This window comes from Legionella parisiensis (assembly GCF_001467945.1).
Classification (GTDB): domain Bacteria; phylum Pseudomonadota; class Gammaproteobacteria; order Legionellales; family Legionellaceae; genus Legionella; species Legionella parisiensis.
This window is the reverse complement of record NZ_LNYQ01000013.1, coordinates 1434075-1451130: the sequence shown is the minus strand read 5'-3', so window position 1 is coordinate 1451130 and position 17056 is coordinate 1434075. Positions and strand designations below refer to the sequence as shown.

The window sequence follows — 17056 nt, the reverse complement described above, 5'->3', positions numbered from 1 at the left end:
ACTATTTCCATGAATTGCCCCGTGTTAAGATATGAATTCATTCATGATAATTTAAGTTAAGCTAATGACTATTCTTGTATTCGATATAGAAACCATCCCCGATATTGAAGCAGGACGTAATTTATATGATTTGCACGGATTGTCGGATAAAGATACTGCAGAAGCGATGTTTGCATTACGCCGCTCCAAAGTTGGCCATGATTTTTTACCTCACTATCTACAAAAAATTTGTGCCATCTCTTTAGTTATGAGCCATGGCTCACAAATAAAAGTTTGGTCATTAGGTGATGAAACCTCTGACGAAAAGGAACTAATAACTCGTTTTTTTGCTGGAATTGACAAACATACCCCGACATTAGTCAGCTGGAATGGGAGTGGCTTTGATTTGCCGGTTTTACATTACCGCTCTTTATTGCATGGAATTACAGCACCCACTTATTGGGAAAACGGTGACAATCAACAAAATTTCCGTTGGAACAATTACTTAAGTCGATTTCATTATCGACATCTTGATCTTATGGATGTCATTGCAGGATATCAAAATAAAGCTTTTGCCCCCTTGGATGAGATATCCAGTATGCTTGGATTCCCTGGAAAAATGGGCATGAGTGGCTCCAAAGTATGGGAGCAGTATTTATCAGGCCAAATAAAAAGTATTCGTAATTACTGTGAAACAGATGTACTTAATACATACTGTGTTTTCCTACGATTTGAACTCATGCGAGGCATACTGCAATATGATGAATATCACCGTGCCCTAGATTCTCTCAAAATCTATTTAAGTTCCGAGCAAGACAAAGAACACTTACAAGAATTTTTGAGTCATATGGCCTAAAACAATAGAATCCTGGTTTTGTAGCCAGGATGCAGAAAAGCAAAAAAAACAGAGGTGCGGAGGCATATCATATCCATAAATTCCTGGTTTTGCTGTGCTGTACCAGGCATATTAAACTTTAAAAGACCGATGACCACTAAAAGAAGGATCTAAGCGATCTGAATCAATAACTGCGATGGCATCCTTATACTCTTCGCTTTGTAAAAAATCCACTGTCTTTGCGAAACGCTCGCTCCCCAACTTTTCATATTCATTCTTACCCACAGATTTGGCTTCATTTGCCAATTGGGTCCAGGACCAAAGAGTTATCCACCACTCCACAACAGGTTTGTAAGCATTGAACCATGCCAAGACTGAATCTGTAAGTTTTTCTTTCCCAAAATATGCGGTTAAATAAATTAATTCTTGTTCCTTGCTGAGTTTCGCTTCCCTGGCAAAATAAACAAGATCCCATATAAAGTCATTATTGCTTGAATACTCCCAATCAATTTGATAGAAAACCTCCTGTTTCTTTAATCCAAAAAGCGACATCATGTAGTTCAATGGGGTTGAGTCATTATGGCATGGACTCAATTCAATTTGATAAGATGAGAACAATTTTTTTAAATAAGACATCTGCTTTACTACAAAATCCATTTCTTTAGGGAACAGAAAATCTTTTAATTTTAATTGTTCCACTAATCCTTCATTACGTTCAAAAACAGCTGTATCGTTATCAAAATGTTCCGAGGTATGTAGCTTTTTTGCCATGACAGCCAATGTTTGTAATATATCAATACGCTGTAAAGTTTTTTCGTCTAGAGCTTGAACGTTTTCTATAAACTTAGTTAATTGCAAACCGTCTGGCTCAAAATGTTCTATAGGCACATTAAGCCCCAAAAGTGATGCCTTACGTGCATTTTCTGATTCATGTTTACGCGATACGGAATATGATGATACTTCTCCTGGAATTCGTAGGACCCATCGTTGCGGTCTCCTATGTTCAACAAGAGTTGAAGTGATGCCAGGAAATCTTAAAAGTGACTTGCTAATATCAGGTCCTACTTGGATCCTGTATACAGTATTAGTCATTCCTCCCGACAGTAATTTTAATCTTATTACATCAAGTCCTACCTTGGAAAACAGCGGAATGCGATGAATCGTCGGCAATAAATTCATGTATTTTTGAGTTAATTCTATGAGTTCTTTCCATTTATGATTGACCAGTGATGCCTTGAACTGCGAGGTGGGATCAAGTAGACTAAGGATGTAAATCATTAAACGTTCATTAATTCTGGGTTTGCCACTATCTTCGCCAAAAAAAAACCATTTCATAAGATTGTTTCGCAAAAATTGAACTTCAACAGAGTATATAAAAAAAAGTCACAGAATTACAGAGATGTACAATTAAAGAAAAATGAATCAACAAGAGTCTTGTTATGACTGAACCCCTTATTCCTATAACAAAAAAACAGGCACTTATATTTACCTGTTTTTTTGTCATGTATGAGTTTTTGACTTATATTGCCAACGACATGATCATGCCAGGCATGATTTATGTTGTTCGTTCTTTTGATGCGCCCGAATCCGCCGTGGCTACCTCGCTGAGTGTTTATATTCTTGGAGGTGCAAGCCTGCAAATCTTCTTAGGTCCTATATCGGATAGTTATGGGCGCAGACCCATGATGCTGGTTGGTGCATTCCTATTTTTTATTTTTACTTTATTTATTGCTTCATCCAATTCAATGAATCAGTTTTTGATAGCTCGCTTCTTTCAAGGTATGGGCTTATGTTTTATTGGTGTAATCGGCTATGCAACAATACAAGAGATTTTTGAAGAGATGGATGCGATTCGCTTGATATCCATTATGGCGAATGTTGCGATTCTTGCCCCATTATTAGGCCCTCTCATAGGAGCCCTAGTTATTCATTATACGTCATGGCGTTACATCTTTGTGACTATCGCGATTGGTGCTCTTGTTGCATTATGGGGATTGTGGCGATACATGCCTGAACCTATAGGACAAATAAAGAGAAGTGGGGAGCTCACTCCGAAAACAAAATTCTCGGCACAAAAAGTCATTCAAAACTATAAAGATCTCTTTACCAATAAAAAGTTTTGTTTTGGCACTTTAGCTGCCGGAACAGTGGGTATTCCCTGTATTGCCTGGATTGCATTAGCCCCAATCATTTTGATTGTTGAGGCAAAACTTACGGTGATTCAATATGGGCTTTGGCAACTCCCTGTATTTGGTGCAACCATTTTAGGCAATTGGTTTTTACATCAATTAACCTATAAATACAAAATAGAGAGAATAGTTTTTTTAGGCTGCATTATCATGATTATTGGCGCAGTGTTAACTTCTTTGCTTCCTTTTCTTTATGGGAATGCCTATTATTACTTGCTGCCTGGAACAATTATTTACTTCTTTGCACTAAGTGTGATTAATGCACCTTTAAATAGATTCTGCCTTTTTGTAACACCTGTAAGCAAGGGCACTGCATCTGCAGTGGTTAGCCTATGCGTGATGGTAGTTGGTGCACTAGGGACAGAAATAGCTAGTATATTTTATAAGCAACACAATAACCTTCATTTTGCGCTTTATTGTAATGCAGTCCAACTCCTATTCCTGATATTTACAGGGTTAGCTTTTTTACCAAAAAATTCGGTCGCAACAGAAAGCGAAGTGGATGCAAGCAGCGCAATGTAGCATGGAGTTGGGTGCAGTGAAACTCACATCTTTTTGCTGAGTTCCACTTTTCTACATAAAACTGAGCCCCTTTGGACCATGGAAACCATGGCACTAAGATACCCACAAATTTTTATCTAACATACAATGGACTTCCTTATCACCAGATTTGTATGGAGCAATACGACAATCCATAGTTAGACTAAGCAGCGAATAAGCATCGAGACGCGTTAGTTTTTTCTCCCTAGCGATTCGAGTAAGCATTTCCATAGATGCTTTTTTCATTGCGTTTTCGACATCCTTATCTTGTGCATAAGTTACGTATTGAGTTGAGGTATCTTTTTGAGGTAAGTGGAATGGAGTTTGTTGCTCGACTTGTTTGGGGATCATACAATAGACGCCCTTTATTCCGTTGACTACTTCTGAAATAGGGCAATTCCATGTTGCAAACATGATTTTTTCAGCCTGTTCATGAGATGCTTTATTTTGTTCCATAATCAATTTGACAGTCTCACTTTTGAGAATTTCAAGAGCCTTATTCAAATCAGCATCATAACCTACTGTAATCCAAGCATTTGATGTTTCAACTCGCGGCCAACTTAAAGGTTTTTGTTTAATCAAATCAACAGTAATATTGAATTCTTCATATGCAGTTTCAATCGCTGTAAGATTGATCTCGCCATTCCCCTGCCCGGCATGCGAGTCCCCAGTCCAAAGTAATCCACCTTTTACAAAAACGGGTAGATACAATGTTGTTCCTTCTTTCATTTCCCGTAAATCCATATTTCCACCAAAAGGGCCCGGTGGAATGGTATCAAAATTACCCGGTTCACCATGAGCTACTGCAATTAATCCTGGGAATGGTGCAAGCGGGATTACAATCCCGGGTGCAAATTGCATCTGCATTTTTTTTACATCAAGGTAAAAATATTTAATTTGCCCCTCTGGAAACTCTTCGGGAAATAACCCTTTTCCTGGGACATTATTATTCGATGCATAACTACGAGGCAGTATTTTGTTAAAGTGAATTTTGAGAATATCACCTGGCTCTGCATTTTGTATGTAAATCGGTCCCGTTATTGTGTGGGGCCCTCTTCCAGGTACTGCATCATTCATGCGTACAACATCTTCAATTGGTGTCCCAGGAACAACCTGATTATCGGAAGCAGCCATTGTCTCTATGGAAACACTATCACCCGGATTGATTATTAGAACGGGGGGCTGATGATTATTGAACACTCCCCATTGTGTCGTTGCAGGAGTGGCTGGAAGAATATAGGTTTTATGAGCTGAATCCGCACTTTGAGACGGAGCAACCATAAGCTTTTGGTCGATTTTATCAATAAAAGGAAAACACTTTTTTGTATTTCCCGAAGCGTTAATTAAGTTATCTTCAGCAACAGCTACATCAGGAAGCAGTGTAACAAAACACACTGCCCCAATTAGCAGCAATAATTTAGAATTCGAAATCATAGTAATGCTCCATATCAATCCTGTTGGTGGTTATTATCCGTCTACAAAATCCTTGTTGAATCAACAAATTAGTATTTTACGGTATCTACTTAAAAATTCCTTGTCAATATAGGAGCCTTATAAGTTTTAAGACTTGCTTTAGAAAAGTATATGGTTAAAGATGTAGGTAAATATGCATCTCCATGCTTTTAATAAAATTATGGCCCGATTATTATTTTTTATCTTGACTCTCTTTACGAGTTCTCATAGTTTCGGTAAGACAGAAACGTCAGTACCCATCCCTACAATATCAAAAAAATCACTGTCAAAACCTACAATAAATTCGAGCATAAGCTCTAACCCTGCTGCGGTCAATGTAACAATGGGATCAGGTGTCATTCAACGTTATTTAGAGGAAAAGCTAGGTATCCATAATAATCATGGAGTTATGCTTCAAGGTGCTTGGATAGGTGACACGAATAAATTGTTTTCAGGGGGAATACCTGATGCTGATCGCGTCACATCAAACAGCGTACTTTTATTGGATCTTACTGTAGACACGGAACAATTTAATGGATGGAATGGAGGATTATTTAGCGCTCAGTTTCTTCAGCAAAATGCTCAGAATACCAATGCACAAGCAGGTATTATCCAAGGATATAACTCATTACCGGATGTTTATCCTTTTAATCGGTCCGAGCTTTATGCGCTTTGGTTTAGACAAGCATTTTTTGATAAAAAAATGTTTATTCGAATTGGTAAAACGATCACCACTCTTGATTTTAATAACGTAATCAAGCCTGCATCACTTAGTTCTGATGCACCAAATATCCCTGCTGTAACAAGCTTAATTTATACTCCGATTTTCATCAATCCATCAGTAGATGGGATCATGCCGGGTTATACGAATACCGCATATGGGATTACCATGACATTGGCCCCGATCACACAATGGTATCTTTCCTACGGAATATATGATGGCAATCTAGCCAGTGGCAAACAAACTGGCTTAACGGGTCCAACATTTAATGGAAATTATTTTCAAGTTGGCGAAATTGGTGGAGCCTGGGTTTTAGGCAAAAGTCATCGACCAGGTACTGCGGGAATAGGCATATGGCATCAAACGGGGTTAATTCGCCAACATAATCTGACTGAAATCGGAGCAACAGGTGCTTATTTATTTGGCTCCCAACGCTTGTGGTATCGCCATCCCGGATATGACATTAGCGGTATATCTGCGTTCTATCAATACAGTATTAATAACTCAAGTGTTTTACCTATGAAGCGATCCGTTGGTGCAGGCTTCACTGTATTTGGCCTCATTGCAAATCGTGAGGGAGACTCACTAGGCACAGGATTTTCTCTTGCCTGGCTCAATCAAAAAATTACAAATCGCTCTACTGAGTTAATGTATCAGATTTATTATCAGGCAAAAATAATGAACAATATCTATCTTGAACCTGCACTTTCATACATACCTACACCGGGACAAGATGCCCATTTACCTCGTGCATTTGCCGGAACATTACGTGCTATTGTATTGGCATGAAAGGAGCTTCTAATATTATTCGAACTTTAATGCAATTGAAAATTATGAACCAAAATGTATAATTATTGCTGTTTTTAGATTAAATCATAACCATATAAGTCAAGTATCTGACATGGACAACAATAAATAATTGAGCATTAAATGAGGTGAGCTTAAATCTATTGTGCAACTTATTAATTTTCTAACAATACCTGCCATAGAAATATAGTTTTTTTTCAAAGGAAAAATCATGACTGTTGAACTCATACAAATTGGGAAGAAAGATACGAATAATTATGAGCAATGCTTACAAGATTTTGGATACACTAACTTAGACAATAAAGTACAAGAAGATGTTATTGAAGTCTGGAAATTTTTCTGCAACGAAGAATTGGTATTACGCGGTTTAAAAAGGTTTGTAACAACATATTTTTTATTTAACCAAGAAGAAAAAAGATCTTTAAGGTATTTTTTTGATCATTGGGGGAACAAAAATCATTTTAATAACCCAACCTCTTCCGAGGTTAGTGAAATATTTAAAACCAGCACTGATTTTCAATATCCCAGGCACACACCGATTTTACATGGTGAATTAACTGCTGACCTGTTTAATAATGTTTTATTAAAAAATGGTTATTTAGCTGCAGATGCGGGAGCAGGTCCAGCACATGGAAAATGGGCCCATACGATCCAATTTTTTATTTTAGAAGAAGCACGTAAAGAAGGTGTTTTTCAGTTGCATGCGCAAACTGTTTGCCAGTTTATCCAAACGATCTCACAAATTAAAGGGATGTTTGAATCATTAAGTTTATGGAATATTCTATTTGATTCTTTTGATGAGCATATTTTTACTTCACCTAATAATATTACCAAGCTCTTAACCAGCTCTTGGGACTCTTCAGAGGCGGCACAATTTTTAGCTGCTAAATTTAATGCTTATGAAGAAAAATTCGATAGAATTGCAAAAGATGAAAAATCCTATGGAGGCTATACCAAACAAAAATATTTAAGGAGATTAAATGAAGCACGTTATATTTTTTATAAGGAAACATGCGCTTTATTATGGTTTGCACCAAAGAATAAGGAAGAAAAAGGCAATAACAAAGCAGTGTTAGAAACTGGATGTGCATTTCCTTTAGAGGTTTGATATTTCAAGAAGCTCATCTCTTCCTTTGAAAAGATGAGCTAAATAAATTTATAATTAATACTTCCGATGTGTTGGATGAGACTCTTTGAGTACGAAACTTGCAATAAGTAAACTGGATAAAAAGCATATTGGCATAACCACTAAGGCAATTTGGTAACTTTCAACACTATATACGTGCGCCCCATTCACTACATGCCATAAGTTAGTATGCTGTAATATGTAGCCTACCAATGGCTGAAATATTGCACCTCCGATCACAACTGAAAGATTATTAAAACCCGAAGCGGTACCAACATACTCAGGAGGGTTATTTTCTTTAACCACAGCAAAACTTACCGTTTGTCCACCTGCTCCTAAACCCAGTACAAATAGTACAACGGGCGTCCATCCATAAGATAATCCAGGCCAATACAATAGGATCAATGTAGCCAATAAACCTAAAACTGCACTAATAATCAGAGCGATACGTCGACTTTCAATTCTATCACTAAACCATCCTAACAGGGGACTCCCCACACCTATTCCAATCCAAATCATACTGCATAATCCTGAAGCAGCCACCACGCTTATTTGGAATTTTTCTTGTAAATACGGAACACCCCAGAGTGCGGCAAAAACTGCAATAGGGGCCCATATCGTGAACGCATAAGATCCGATTATCCAAGTATAACTATGTTTGCATACAGCAAGAAGCCGTTTCCATTCATCACGCAGGTAATGTCCAGGGACTGTTTGACTTTTCTGGTGCGGATAATCTCGAATATACACCCAAAAAAAAGCCGCTAAAATAAAGCCAATAAGTGAAAGAATAAAACTTGCATTACGCCACCCAACAGCTTGAATTAAATAGGCAAGAGGCATTTCACCAAATATAGCACCAACCGAACTCATCAATTGAGCAACTCCTGCTAAAATGGCGAAATAATAAGGGGGAAACCAGCGTGATAAGAGAACTAGAACGCCAATAAATGAAAATGCAGAGCCAATTCCAATAAGGAACCTGCCAATACACGCCGTAAATACACTGTCTGTAGATGCAAAGAAGGCAGATCCTAAAGCGCATAGGATAATTGCACAAGTCATTAGCTTGCGCGGACCGTAACGATCGTATAACACACCCGCAGGCAATTGGGTTGGCGCATATGCATAAAAATAGAAAGCCGATATTACCCCAAATCCTTGTCCCGTAACCCCAAAAGTTTTCATCATGGATTCAGCCATAACACTGGGCGCTACTTGTAAAATGAATTCGTATAAATAAAATGATGCTGCCAGAAAAAATATAAAATAAGCAGTTACGAGACTGGTTGTTCCTTGATTTGTGCTTTCTGAATGTTGTACGCTCAATTTAAGGTCACTCCGTTTGAAATTCCACATTTAAGCCTATACATATTTATTTTGTCAATATGATTTTGGTACATATAAAACAAATACAGATTTAATATGTGTTCAGCGCTTCACTTTGCATTTAAAAGATACAAAAGCTGATGCCAGACAGTAACTACATAACCAGGTTCCGCTAACTGTTTACCTGATCTACATGATTTGCGTTCAAATCATTTTATAACAGGATAGATCGCACCCAAAATTGCTGGTTGTCGTGCGCCAGTAATAGTACATAAATCTACTGGAATTTGATTTATCGTTTGTTCAGCAAGCCAGGCAAACATCATTGCCTCCAAGAAATCAGGGCTTAGGCCAATTTTTGCAATACTTTTTACTCCAATTTGAGGCAATAACTGAGCCAACATATGCAATAAAGCCAGATTGTGAGTCCCCCCGCCACATAAGTACATTGTTTCAACGGGATTTTGTTCATTTAATACTGTATCCGCAATAGTTTTAGCAGTAAATGCAAGCAGCGTCTTTTGTATGTCTACAGGTTGATACTCTTCTTTTAAATAGTGTTCTAACCATAATAAAGAAAAGTATTCTTTACCTATACTTTTGGGTGAAGAAGAGGTGATAAACGAATCAGACATTAGCTCTTCAAGAAGAGTTTCAATAATTTCACCTTGCCTTGCCCATGCCCCATCAGCATCATAAGATTTCCCCTGATGTTTCATAATCCATGCATCCAGTAAACAATTTCCAGGACCTATGTCCCAACCTTTAACAGGTTCATTTGCTTTGATAAATGTAATATTGGCAATACCTCCTATATTCACTACCGCGACATGATTATTCTTACCAGCAAATAGCTTCTGATGATAAAGTGGTGCAAAAGGAGCTCCTTGTCCACCCAGTACTAGATCACGGGTTCGAAAATCAGCAACAACAGTGATACCTGTTAATTCAGCAATAGTGTGAGCACATCCCAGCTGTAGCGTATACGGAATAGTGGAGTGAGTATTATGACATAGCGTTTGCCCATGACTCCCTATGGAGCAAATATCACTGGGTGATAATTTGGTTTTCTGTAATAATCGATTGACTGCATCAGCAAACTCTCTGCCAATTAATATGTTGAGCTGGCAAATAGATGCCAAACTCAAATCGTTCCCTGAAAGCAAATTTTCAATCCTTCCTTTTACTTCATCACTGTATTTTTTAGTCATTCCATAAAGCAATGTATTTGTCGATACATCAACAAGAGCAGCATCAATGCCATCCATACTTGTTCCAGACATCAAACCAATGTACAAAGTCATCAATTATTCCTCAATTTATCACCCAAATATTTTAGAAATAGGCGTGTCATTTATAGCCTGGACGCAACGTTATATGGTTACAATCTGAAACAATTATAAAAGTTATTCGTTGTAATTGCAGCTATTTCTTCATAGGACATATTGCGAAGTCCGGCTATAGCTTCAGCAACATGCTTCACAAGTGCAGGATGATTTTGTTTGCCACGATAAGGCACTGGTGCTAAGTAGGGTGAATCTGTTTCAATAAGTATTCTATTCAAAGGCACCTTACGCGCCACATCTTGAAGTATGGATGCATTTTTAAATGTTACAATTCCTGAAAATGAAATATAAAAATTTAAATCCATCGCTTTATGTGCTATATCTAAACTTTCAGCAAAACAATGCATGACACCGCCAATTTTATGTGCATTTTCTTCGGCCATTAATGCTATTGTATCTTCTGCTGCCTGACGAGTATGGATAATCAATGGTTTCGAAGACTTTAAAGCAGCTTTTATATGTTCTCTAAAAAGATTACGTTGTGCCTCCTGCGCTTCATCGGTATGTGTTCGATAATAATCCAAACCTGTTTCACCTATAGCAATACATGCTGGATTCACTGCTAAGTCACATAGCATTTGCGATGTCACAGGATATTCCAGTTCAGTATTTGGATGCACACCTACAGAAATATTGATACCAGAATATTTTGCTGCAAGTTTCTCTAATTCTGGATAATCCTTTAGTTCGACGCAAACAGATAAGAAATGCTGCACACCATTTGCTTTTGCTTGTGCCAAGACATTAGCTATATCATTATTAAAATCTGCTAAATCGAGAAAATTCAAATGACAGTGTGAATCAACTAACATGGGGATCCTCATTAAATATGCGTTCAAATTGAGAAATAGAAATTATATTTCTTCACATCGAATTAGATTCTGTTTACATTTCTACTTTCTTGGTCCCAAATGAACTGATTTTTTGTGCTACGATCTACTTCACATACTCATAAATATTTCGCTTTGGTCCGTGAAAATCAGATTATTCGGATTCAATCTAGCAAAGTGTAAACTGAGCCCAATCTAAATTGTATCGGTTGTTTGCGAAGATTTTAACATGCCTGCTAAATAGGTCTCTATTTTATTACACACGTAACGGCTGTTATCTCCAATAAATTGGACCCCTATACCAGGCACTTTATTGCCCTGAGCACCTTTAGGCGTAATCCAAACCACCTTACCATCGACTACATAGAGTTCGTCTTCATCCATCAATTTAATCAATAACTTAACTATTGATCCAAACAGATAATTGGTATTAGTACGAATAAATAACCCACCTCCTTTTATAAAAGGCATATAGGCTGCATACAATGCTGATTCATTAATAAAGGTGCAATTAATCTGGTGAATTGTATCCATCATCGATTTCCTTTTTATCCCTTAATTTAATGTAAAATCAAAACATTAATGCATCGGCTAATTTATGAGAAAGTCTTAGATTCACTGTATAGTCCTAACAATAAATCTTCCAATGCCAAAATTTGATTTACATTCATATTATGGCTTAATTTTCGCCTCAATGTGTTTAATTTATCTATTTGGGAAAAAATTATTATAGGCTTTAATAAGGACATTAAATGATTCAATTGGCGACTTGCTGGACCAATAGCTGCAGAGCTATTAATTTGCATCGTTTGTATTTGCGCATACACTAAATACAGAAACCAAAGTAAGGCACCAAACTCAAATTGATTCCATTGAGCTGCAATCACACTTGGATGTTCCTTTTGCTCTATCACTGCAATTAAACCATCTAGAATTATCTCTGATTGTTTCACAATCATTACTTGTTCAGAGTCTGGTGAGTAGTGTTCAGCTAATTGCGAAAGATTTATAACTGATAAATCATCATGTGATGTAAAGCGTATTATTTGACATCTGCTTAAAATCGTAGGTAATAACGTACTTAATTGTTGAGCTAAAAGCAAAAAAATCGTCTGTGGAGGAGGCTCCTCTAAAATTTTTAGCAATGAGTTTGCAGCAGAATTATTCATTCGATCAGACGATTCAATCACAATTAAACGATGCTTGCTCCGCTGAGGGGTCAAGTAAGCATAATTCTGTAATTCTCTGATTTGATCGATTTTAATTGGGCCGCTGTTTTTTTCTGGTTTAACCCATTTCACATCAGAATGCTCGCTATGAACAACCATGTTACAATCTGCACACTCCAAGCAAGGTTCATTGTCATTTTTTTTGCAGAAAATCAATTGAGCTAATTTCTTAACAAAATCCATAAAAACATAATCAAACGAACCAACAAACAGCATAGACTGGGGCATACGATTATTTAGCCATGCGGTTTGCATTTGATTCCATTGGGTTCGATATTCTGTATTACCCTTCAATGGAGAAGGATCCCGTTCATCGATATCACTCATCCTTGACTCTCGATAAATTCATTCATTGCCTTTTGAATCGCCTGTTTCACTTCTTGTAGCGGTTGGCTCGCATCAATTGTTATTGCATTAGTGCTCATTTCAATATGACGAGTATAGCTTTTATGGACGCGATGGAAAAAATCAATGGATTGCTGTTCAATCCTATCGAACTCTCCTCTTGATTTGACTCGCTTCATTCCTTCCTCAGGACTAATATCTAAATATATAATCAAATCCGGTTTAAATCCCTGTAGTGCAAAAGAAGATAACTGATTAATTATCTCTTGGTCTAGGCCACGTCCACCGCCTTGATAAGCCATAGTTGATAGCTCAAATCGATCCGCGATAACCCAAACTCCTTGAAGCAAGGCAGGCTTAATAACTTCCTCAAAAAGCTGAATACGCGCTGTATAGAGTAATAATAATTCACTGCGGTCATCTAAAACATCACGATAATCCGGGTTTTTGATTAAAGCACGCAAAATCTCACCTATTGCTGTGCCACCGGGCTCTCGAGTAGTTAAGGTTTTAATTTGTTTTTCTGTTAACAGCTCTGTAATTGTATTTATTGCAGTGGACTTCCCTGCTCCCTCCAATCCTTCAATAACAATTAATTTCCCGCTTAATGATGGCATTAAAAATCCTTGCGCTTGTATTGATTAATTGCTTGCTTTTGTTGTTCATACGTTTCTGAAAACTGATGCGTTCCATCTCCTTTGGCAACAAAATATAAATAATTGGATAATTGAGGGTGGGCTGCTGCATCCAAAGCTTCCTTTCCTACCATTGCAATCGGTGTTGGTGGCAACCCTCGATTGTGGTATGAATTATAGGGCGAATCAATGAGCAAATCATTGTGAGATAATTTTCCAGTATATGCAGTACCTAATCCATAAATGACTGTAGGATCCATTTGCAAAGGCATTTTTTTATTTAAGCGGTTAATCATTACCCCTGAAATCAATTTTCTCTCTTGTGGAACAGCTGTTTCTTTTTCAATTATTGAGGCTGCCGTAAGCAATTCATATGGGTTTTTATAAGGTAAGTTGGGCGCCCTGTTAGCCCAACTCGTATTTAAATAATTAATTAAATTACGATGAGCATGCTCTAACAAACTTTTACCGCTACTTCCACCGGCATATTGATAGGTATCAGAAAGTAATAATCCTTCAGCATTGGGATGCTCGCCCTTAATCGAATTCCAATCCTCCGGATGATAATTTAAATATGCTGCTTTCATCAAATCTTGAGAAATTTTCTGCTGAGTAGTCCCGGCAATTATTGTAAAATTTTGCGTTACAACATCTCCAGCTACGATTCGATGCACCAAGTGCAGTGGCGTTTCGCCTGGAGTTATCTGGTATACACCTGCTTTAAGTTGAGAAGACAAACCTGAATAACGAATGATCATTAAAAGCATTGAACTTGAGTGTATTAGATTTTTCTCTTTTAAGTTTTTTACAAATTGTGATGCCGAAGCAGCTCGGTCAACAGTGATAATGACAGGCGCTCCATGTTTTGGAACAATAGGTCTAGTAATTTGAATATAGGCAAGCAAAGAGAAAGACAGGAAAGACATAAAAAACAGTATTATTACAAAAAAAACCAGTTTTTTATGTCTTATAAACCTCATTTACACACGCTTAAATAATAAGCTACCATTTGTCCCACCAAAGCCTAATGAGTTGCTCAGAACGTAATTAATAGCTCTTTTTTGAGGGGTATAGGGTACATAGTTCAAATCACATCCCTCATCTGGATTATCCAAATTAATAGTTGGCGGGGCAATTTGATCTCTGATCGCTAAAATACTAAATATTGCCTCTACAGCACCGGCAGCACCTAATAAGTGCCCAGTCATTGATTTTGTAGAACTCACAGCCAAATCATAAGCGTGTTGCTTAAATACACGTTTAATCGCTTTTGTTTCATTCAAATCATTAAGATAAGTAGATGTACCATGCGCATTAATATAATCAACCTGTTCGGGATCAATACCTGCATCATGTATCGCTGCCTCCATTGCACGAGCAGCACCATCAGCATCATCATCTGGTGCAGTGATATGAAAAGCATCACCAGACATACCGAATCCTACAAGTTCGGCATAGATTTTTGCACCACGAGCTTTAGCATGCTCATATTCTTCTAATACAAGAACACCCGCACCCTCGCCCATAACAAAACCATCTCTATCTTTATCAAAAGGTCTTGATGCCTTTGCGGGGTCATCATTACGCTTAGATAAAGAACGTACAGCAGAAAATCCTGCTAAACATAGGGGTGTTAAGGTCATTTCGGCCCCACCACATACCATGACATCAGCATCGCCATAAGCAATCATTCGTCCAGCAAGACCAATATTGTGCGTTCCTGTAGTGCATGCAGTAACAACTGCAATATTGGGCCCTTTAAGCTGATGTCTAATTGAAATCTGACCAGCAACCATATTGATAATACCTGCTGGAATAAAAAATGGAGAAACCTTGCGAGGGCCACCTGCCATCAGTTTATCCTGATTATTGGTAATTGTCTGGATGCCTCCAATACCTGCACCTACAGCTACACCAATACGATTTGATAAATTTGTATCAATTTTCAAACCCGAATCAAGTATTGCCTCATCGGCTGCAGCAATACCGTATTGGGTAAATACATCCATTTTACGTGCATCTTTAAGCGGAACATAGTCCTCAATATTAAAGTTCTTAACTTTAGCCCATATTCGTGTGCTGTACTCGCTGGCATCAAACTCATCTGCCAGAACAACTCCACTTACACCACCCAATATATTTTGCCAAGTTTCTTCTACATTAAGTCCGACAGGGGTAACCATACCCATACCAGTAATTACTATACGCCGCTTATTCAATGAAAGCTCCTCGTAAAACACTCCAATCATCTCCCACACGCTAAGCATAGGAGAGGAAGGGAGAAAAGAAAACCGTTACGCTTCTTCTTTATTTAAATTAGATTCAATATAATCGATCGCTTCTTGAATCGTGGTAATTTTTTCAGCTTTTTCATCAGGAATTTCTGTTTCAAATTCTTCTTCAAGAGCCATAACCAATTCCACAGTGTCTAAAGAATCAGCACCTAGGTCATCAACAAATGATGCATCATTCTTTAACTCTTCTTCTTTAACACCTAATTGTTCAACAACAATTTTGCGAACACGCTCTTCAACTGTACTCATAACTTGATTTTCCTCTTTCGGTTGATAGAAATTTAAAAAAACTTCAGGTTAATTACCATACCACTTCCACTTAACTTTAATTGCTTGAAAGCATGCTCTCTTTTTATTTCTTAAATTATTAACTAATTTAACAAACAAGCCAGGCTCCATTTTTTAATCTAATCACTTAAATTTAAATACAATTCAAAAAAACCAAAACAACCAGAGTTAAATGGAAGTGGTATAGTTTATTCATTTATACAGATAACGCAAGTGCATTTAGTCCATATACATGCCGCCATTGACATGAATTGTTTCACCTGTGATATATTTAGCACTTTCTGATGCTAAAAAAGCAACAGCTTCAGCTATATCCCCAGGCTCTCCCAGCTTACGCATAGGAATTCTTTTTAACATTTCATCCTTTACCATATCAGGCAAAGCTGCTGTCATATCTGTATCAATAAAACCAGGAGCAACAACATTCACAGTAATTCCCCTGCTTCCTACTTCTTGAGCTAAAGACTTACTGAAACCAACAATTCCTGCTTTTGCTGCGGTATAATTCACTTGGCCTGAATTTCCGCTTGAACCAACCACTGACCCAATGGAAATAATTCGTCCCCATCGCGCTCTAAACATGGGCTTTATGCAAATTTTAGACATTTTGTATATTGAATTCAAATTCGTCTCAATTACCTTATACCATTCTTCATCATCCATACGCAGCAGTAAGTTATCTGAGGTTATCCCCGCATTATTTACTAATATCGAAGGAGACTGGTTCTCTTTAGACAATTCACTTATCACTTTTTCAATTTGCTCTGAACTTGTAACATCAAGAACCAATCCCTTACCTGATAATTTTTCTTTTTCAAAATAGGCATTAATTGATTGAGCCCCTTGTTCTGTTGTGGCTGTACCAAATACCAAAGCACCCTGCTGTGCTAGTTTAAGAGCTATAGCCTGTCCTATTCCCCGGCTTGCCCCTGTGACTAAGGCAATTTTTCCCTCTAGACTCATCATTTATTTTCCTCAATAGAAAATGTTTATTTTTTGTAGGTTGTGTATTTGGCAAACAATTTCAGTTTCTACACTAACACAGCTTGGGCTATACCATAGCTCATTCTACATCTCAGACACAATCTGGGCTCACTTCTTCTGCACCTAT

The 17056-nt window shown here is 37.6% G+C and carries 16 protein-coding genes; 4 read left to right on the top strand and 12 right to left on the bottom strand.

All coding sequences use genetic code 11. From position 1 onward, the window contains the following. Nucleotides 1-64: 64 nt before the first annotated feature. Complete coding sequence (locus Lpar_RS12520) at nucleotides 65-835, top strand: 3'-5' exonuclease (RefSeq protein ID WP_058518239.1); 771 nt, start codon at nucleotides 65-67, stop codon at nucleotides 833-835. Between the two features lie 111 nt (nucleotides 836-946). Here Lpar_RS12520 and Lpar_RS12515 read toward each other — a convergent pair whose 3' ends face one another. Continuing rightward, on the bottom strand, nucleotides 947-2149 hold the full coding sequence (locus tag Lpar_RS12515; RefSeq protein WP_058518238.1) for a phosphotransferase family protein: 1203 nt from the start codon (nucleotides 2147-2149) through the stop codon (nucleotides 947-949). 104 nt (nucleotides 2150-2253) lie between these two features. Here Lpar_RS12515 and Lpar_RS12510 point away from each other — a divergent pair, with 104 nt between their 5' ends. Next, nucleotides 2254-3525, top strand: a complete 1272-nt coding sequence (locus Lpar_RS12510) for an MFS transporter (protein ID WP_058518237.1) — start codon at nucleotides 2254-2256, stop codon at nucleotides 3523-3525. Nucleotides 3526-3618: 93 nt separating this feature from the next. On the opposite strand, the gene Lpar_RS12505 is transcribed toward Lpar_RS12510, so the two are convergent. Then, entirely contained in the window at nucleotides 3619-4977 is a 1359-nt protein-coding gene (locus tag Lpar_RS12505) for an acetamidase/formamidase family protein (RefSeq protein WP_058518236.1), read from the bottom strand. A gap of 172 nt (nucleotides 4978-5149) precedes the next feature. Here Lpar_RS12505 and Lpar_RS12500 point away from each other — a divergent pair, with 172 nt between their 5' ends. Together Lpar_RS12500 and Lpar_RS12495 are read left to right on the top strand one after the other, a co-directional pair. Next, nucleotides 5150-6505 (top strand): carbohydrate porin, encoded by a 1356-nt coding sequence (locus Lpar_RS12500; protein WP_082650383.1) that lies wholly within the window; start codon nucleotides 5150-5152, stop codon nucleotides 6503-6505. Nucleotides 6506-6734: 229 nt separating this feature from the next. Beyond that, on the top strand, nucleotides 6735-7631 hold the full coding sequence (locus tag Lpar_RS12495) for a LirA/MavJ family T4SS effector (RefSeq protein ID WP_058518235.1): 897 nt from the start codon (nucleotides 6735-6737) through the stop codon (nucleotides 7629-7631). 54 nt (nucleotides 7632-7685) lie between these two features. Here the strand turns inward: Lpar_RS12495 and Lpar_RS12490 are convergent, their stop codons facing one another. The 10 genes from Lpar_RS12490 to fabG form a co-directional block, all read right to left on the bottom strand. Continuing rightward, nucleotides 7686-8978, bottom strand: a complete 1293-nt coding sequence (locus Lpar_RS12490) for an MFS transporter (protein ID WP_058519265.1) — start codon at nucleotides 8976-8978, stop codon at nucleotides 7686-7688. A 209-nt stretch (nucleotides 8979-9187) separates the two neighbouring features. Then, on the bottom strand, nucleotides 9188-10282 hold the full coding sequence (locus tag Lpar_RS12485) for an anhydro-N-acetylmuramic acid kinase (protein ID WP_058518234.1): 1095 nt from the start codon (nucleotides 10280-10282) through the stop codon (nucleotides 9188-9190). Nucleotides 10283-10359: 77 nt separating this feature from the next. Further along, nucleotides 10360-11136 (bottom strand): TatD family hydrolase, encoded by a 777-nt coding sequence (locus Lpar_RS12480; protein ID WP_058518233.1) that lies wholly within the window; start codon nucleotides 11134-11136, stop codon nucleotides 10360-10362. A gap of 213 nt (nucleotides 11137-11349) precedes the next feature. Beyond that, entirely contained in the window at nucleotides 11350-11688 is a 339-nt protein-coding gene (locus Lpar_RS12475; protein WP_082650382.1) for a PilZ domain-containing protein, read from the bottom strand. 62 nt (nucleotides 11689-11750) lie between these two features. Further along, the gene (locus tag Lpar_RS12470; protein ID WP_058518231.1) at nucleotides 11751-12710 is read right to left on the bottom strand and encodes a DNA polymerase III subunit delta'; all 960 of its coding nucleotides are present in this window, start codon (nucleotides 12708-12710) and stop codon (nucleotides 11751-11753) included. After that, nucleotides 12707-13345, bottom strand: coding sequence for a dTMP kinase (gene tmk, locus Lpar_RS12465; protein WP_058518230.1), 639 nt, complete (start codon nucleotides 13343-13345; stop codon nucleotides 12707-12709). The genes Lpar_RS12470 and tmk overlap by 4 nt, the downstream gene beginning before the upstream one ends. Next, nucleotides 13345-14343 (bottom strand): endolytic transglycosylase MltG, encoded by a 999-nt coding sequence (mltG, locus tag Lpar_RS12460; protein ID WP_058518229.1) that lies wholly within the window; start codon nucleotides 14341-14343, stop codon nucleotides 13345-13347. Before mltG ends, tmk begins: the two co-directional genes overlap by 1 nt. Continuing rightward, nucleotides 14344-15582, bottom strand: coding sequence for a beta-ketoacyl-ACP synthase II (gene fabF, locus Lpar_RS12455; protein ID WP_058518228.1), 1239 nt, complete (start codon nucleotides 15580-15582; stop codon nucleotides 14344-14346). It abuts the gene before it with no gap. Nucleotides 15583-15657: 75 nt separating this feature from the next. Next, entirely contained in the window at nucleotides 15658-15906 is a 249-nt protein-coding gene (gene acpP, locus Lpar_RS12450) for an acyl carrier protein (protein ID WP_003631752.1), read from the bottom strand. Between the two features lie 258 nt (nucleotides 15907-16164). Continuing rightward, nucleotides 16165-16911, bottom strand: coding sequence for a 3-oxoacyl-ACP reductase FabG (fabG, locus tag Lpar_RS12445; RefSeq protein ID WP_058518227.1), 747 nt, complete (start codon nucleotides 16909-16911; stop codon nucleotides 16165-16167). Nucleotides 16912-17056: the final 145 nt, after the last annotated feature.

What these genes read in the sequence shown, in the direction of transcription:
- acpP (WP_003631752.1), bottom strand. Translation starts at nt 15,906, where the DNA reads ATGAGTACAGTTGAAGAGCGTGTTCGCAAAATTGTTGTTGAACAATTA.
- Lpar_RS12520 (WP_058518239.1), top strand. Translation starts at nt 65, where the DNA reads ATGACTATTCTTGTATTCGATATAGAAACCATCCCCGATATTGAAGCA.
- Lpar_RS12470 (WP_058518231.1), bottom strand. Translation starts at nt 12,710, where the DNA reads ATGAGTGATATCGATGAACGGGATCCTTCTCCATTGAAGGGTAATACA.
- Lpar_RS12505 (WP_058518236.1), bottom strand. Translation starts at nt 4,977, where the DNA reads ATGATTTCGAATTCTAAATTATTGCTGCTAATTGGGGCAGTGTGTTTT.
- Lpar_RS12510 (WP_058518237.1), top strand. Translation starts at nt 2,254, where the DNA reads ATGACTGAACCCCTTATTCCTATAACAAAAAAACAGGCACTTATATTT.
- fabG (WP_058518227.1), bottom strand. Translation starts at nt 16,911, where the DNA reads ATGATGAGTCTAGAGGGAAAAATTGCCTTAGTCACAGGGGCAAGCCGG.
- Lpar_RS12475 (WP_082650382.1), bottom strand. Translation starts at nt 11,688, where the DNA reads ATGGATACAATTCACCAGATTAATTGCACCTTTATTAATGAATCAGCA.
- Lpar_RS12515 (WP_058518238.1), bottom strand. Translation starts at nt 2,149, where the DNA reads ATGAAATGGTTTTTTTTTGGCGAAGATAGTGGCAAACCCAGAATTAAT.
- Lpar_RS12480 (WP_058518233.1), bottom strand. Translation starts at nt 11,136, where the DNA reads ATGTTAGTTGATTCACACTGTCATTTGAATTTTCTCGATTTAGCAGAT.
- tmk (WP_058518230.1), bottom strand. Translation starts at nt 13,345, where the DNA reads ATGCCATCATTAAGCGGGAAATTAATTGTTATTGAAGGATTGGAGGGA.
- mltG (WP_058518229.1), bottom strand. Translation starts at nt 14,343, where the DNA reads ATGAGGTTTATAAGACATAAAAAACTGGTTTTTTTTGTAATAATACTG.
- Lpar_RS12485 (WP_058518234.1), bottom strand. Translation starts at nt 10,282, where the DNA reads ATGACTTTGTACATTGGTTTGATGTCTGGAACAAGTATGGATGGCATT.
- Lpar_RS12495 (WP_058518235.1), top strand. Translation starts at nt 6,735, where the DNA reads ATGACTGTTGAACTCATACAAATTGGGAAGAAAGATACGAATAATTAT.
- Lpar_RS12500 (WP_082650383.1), top strand. Translation starts at nt 5,150, where the DNA reads ATGCATCTCCATGCTTTTAATAAAATTATGGCCCGATTATTATTTTTT.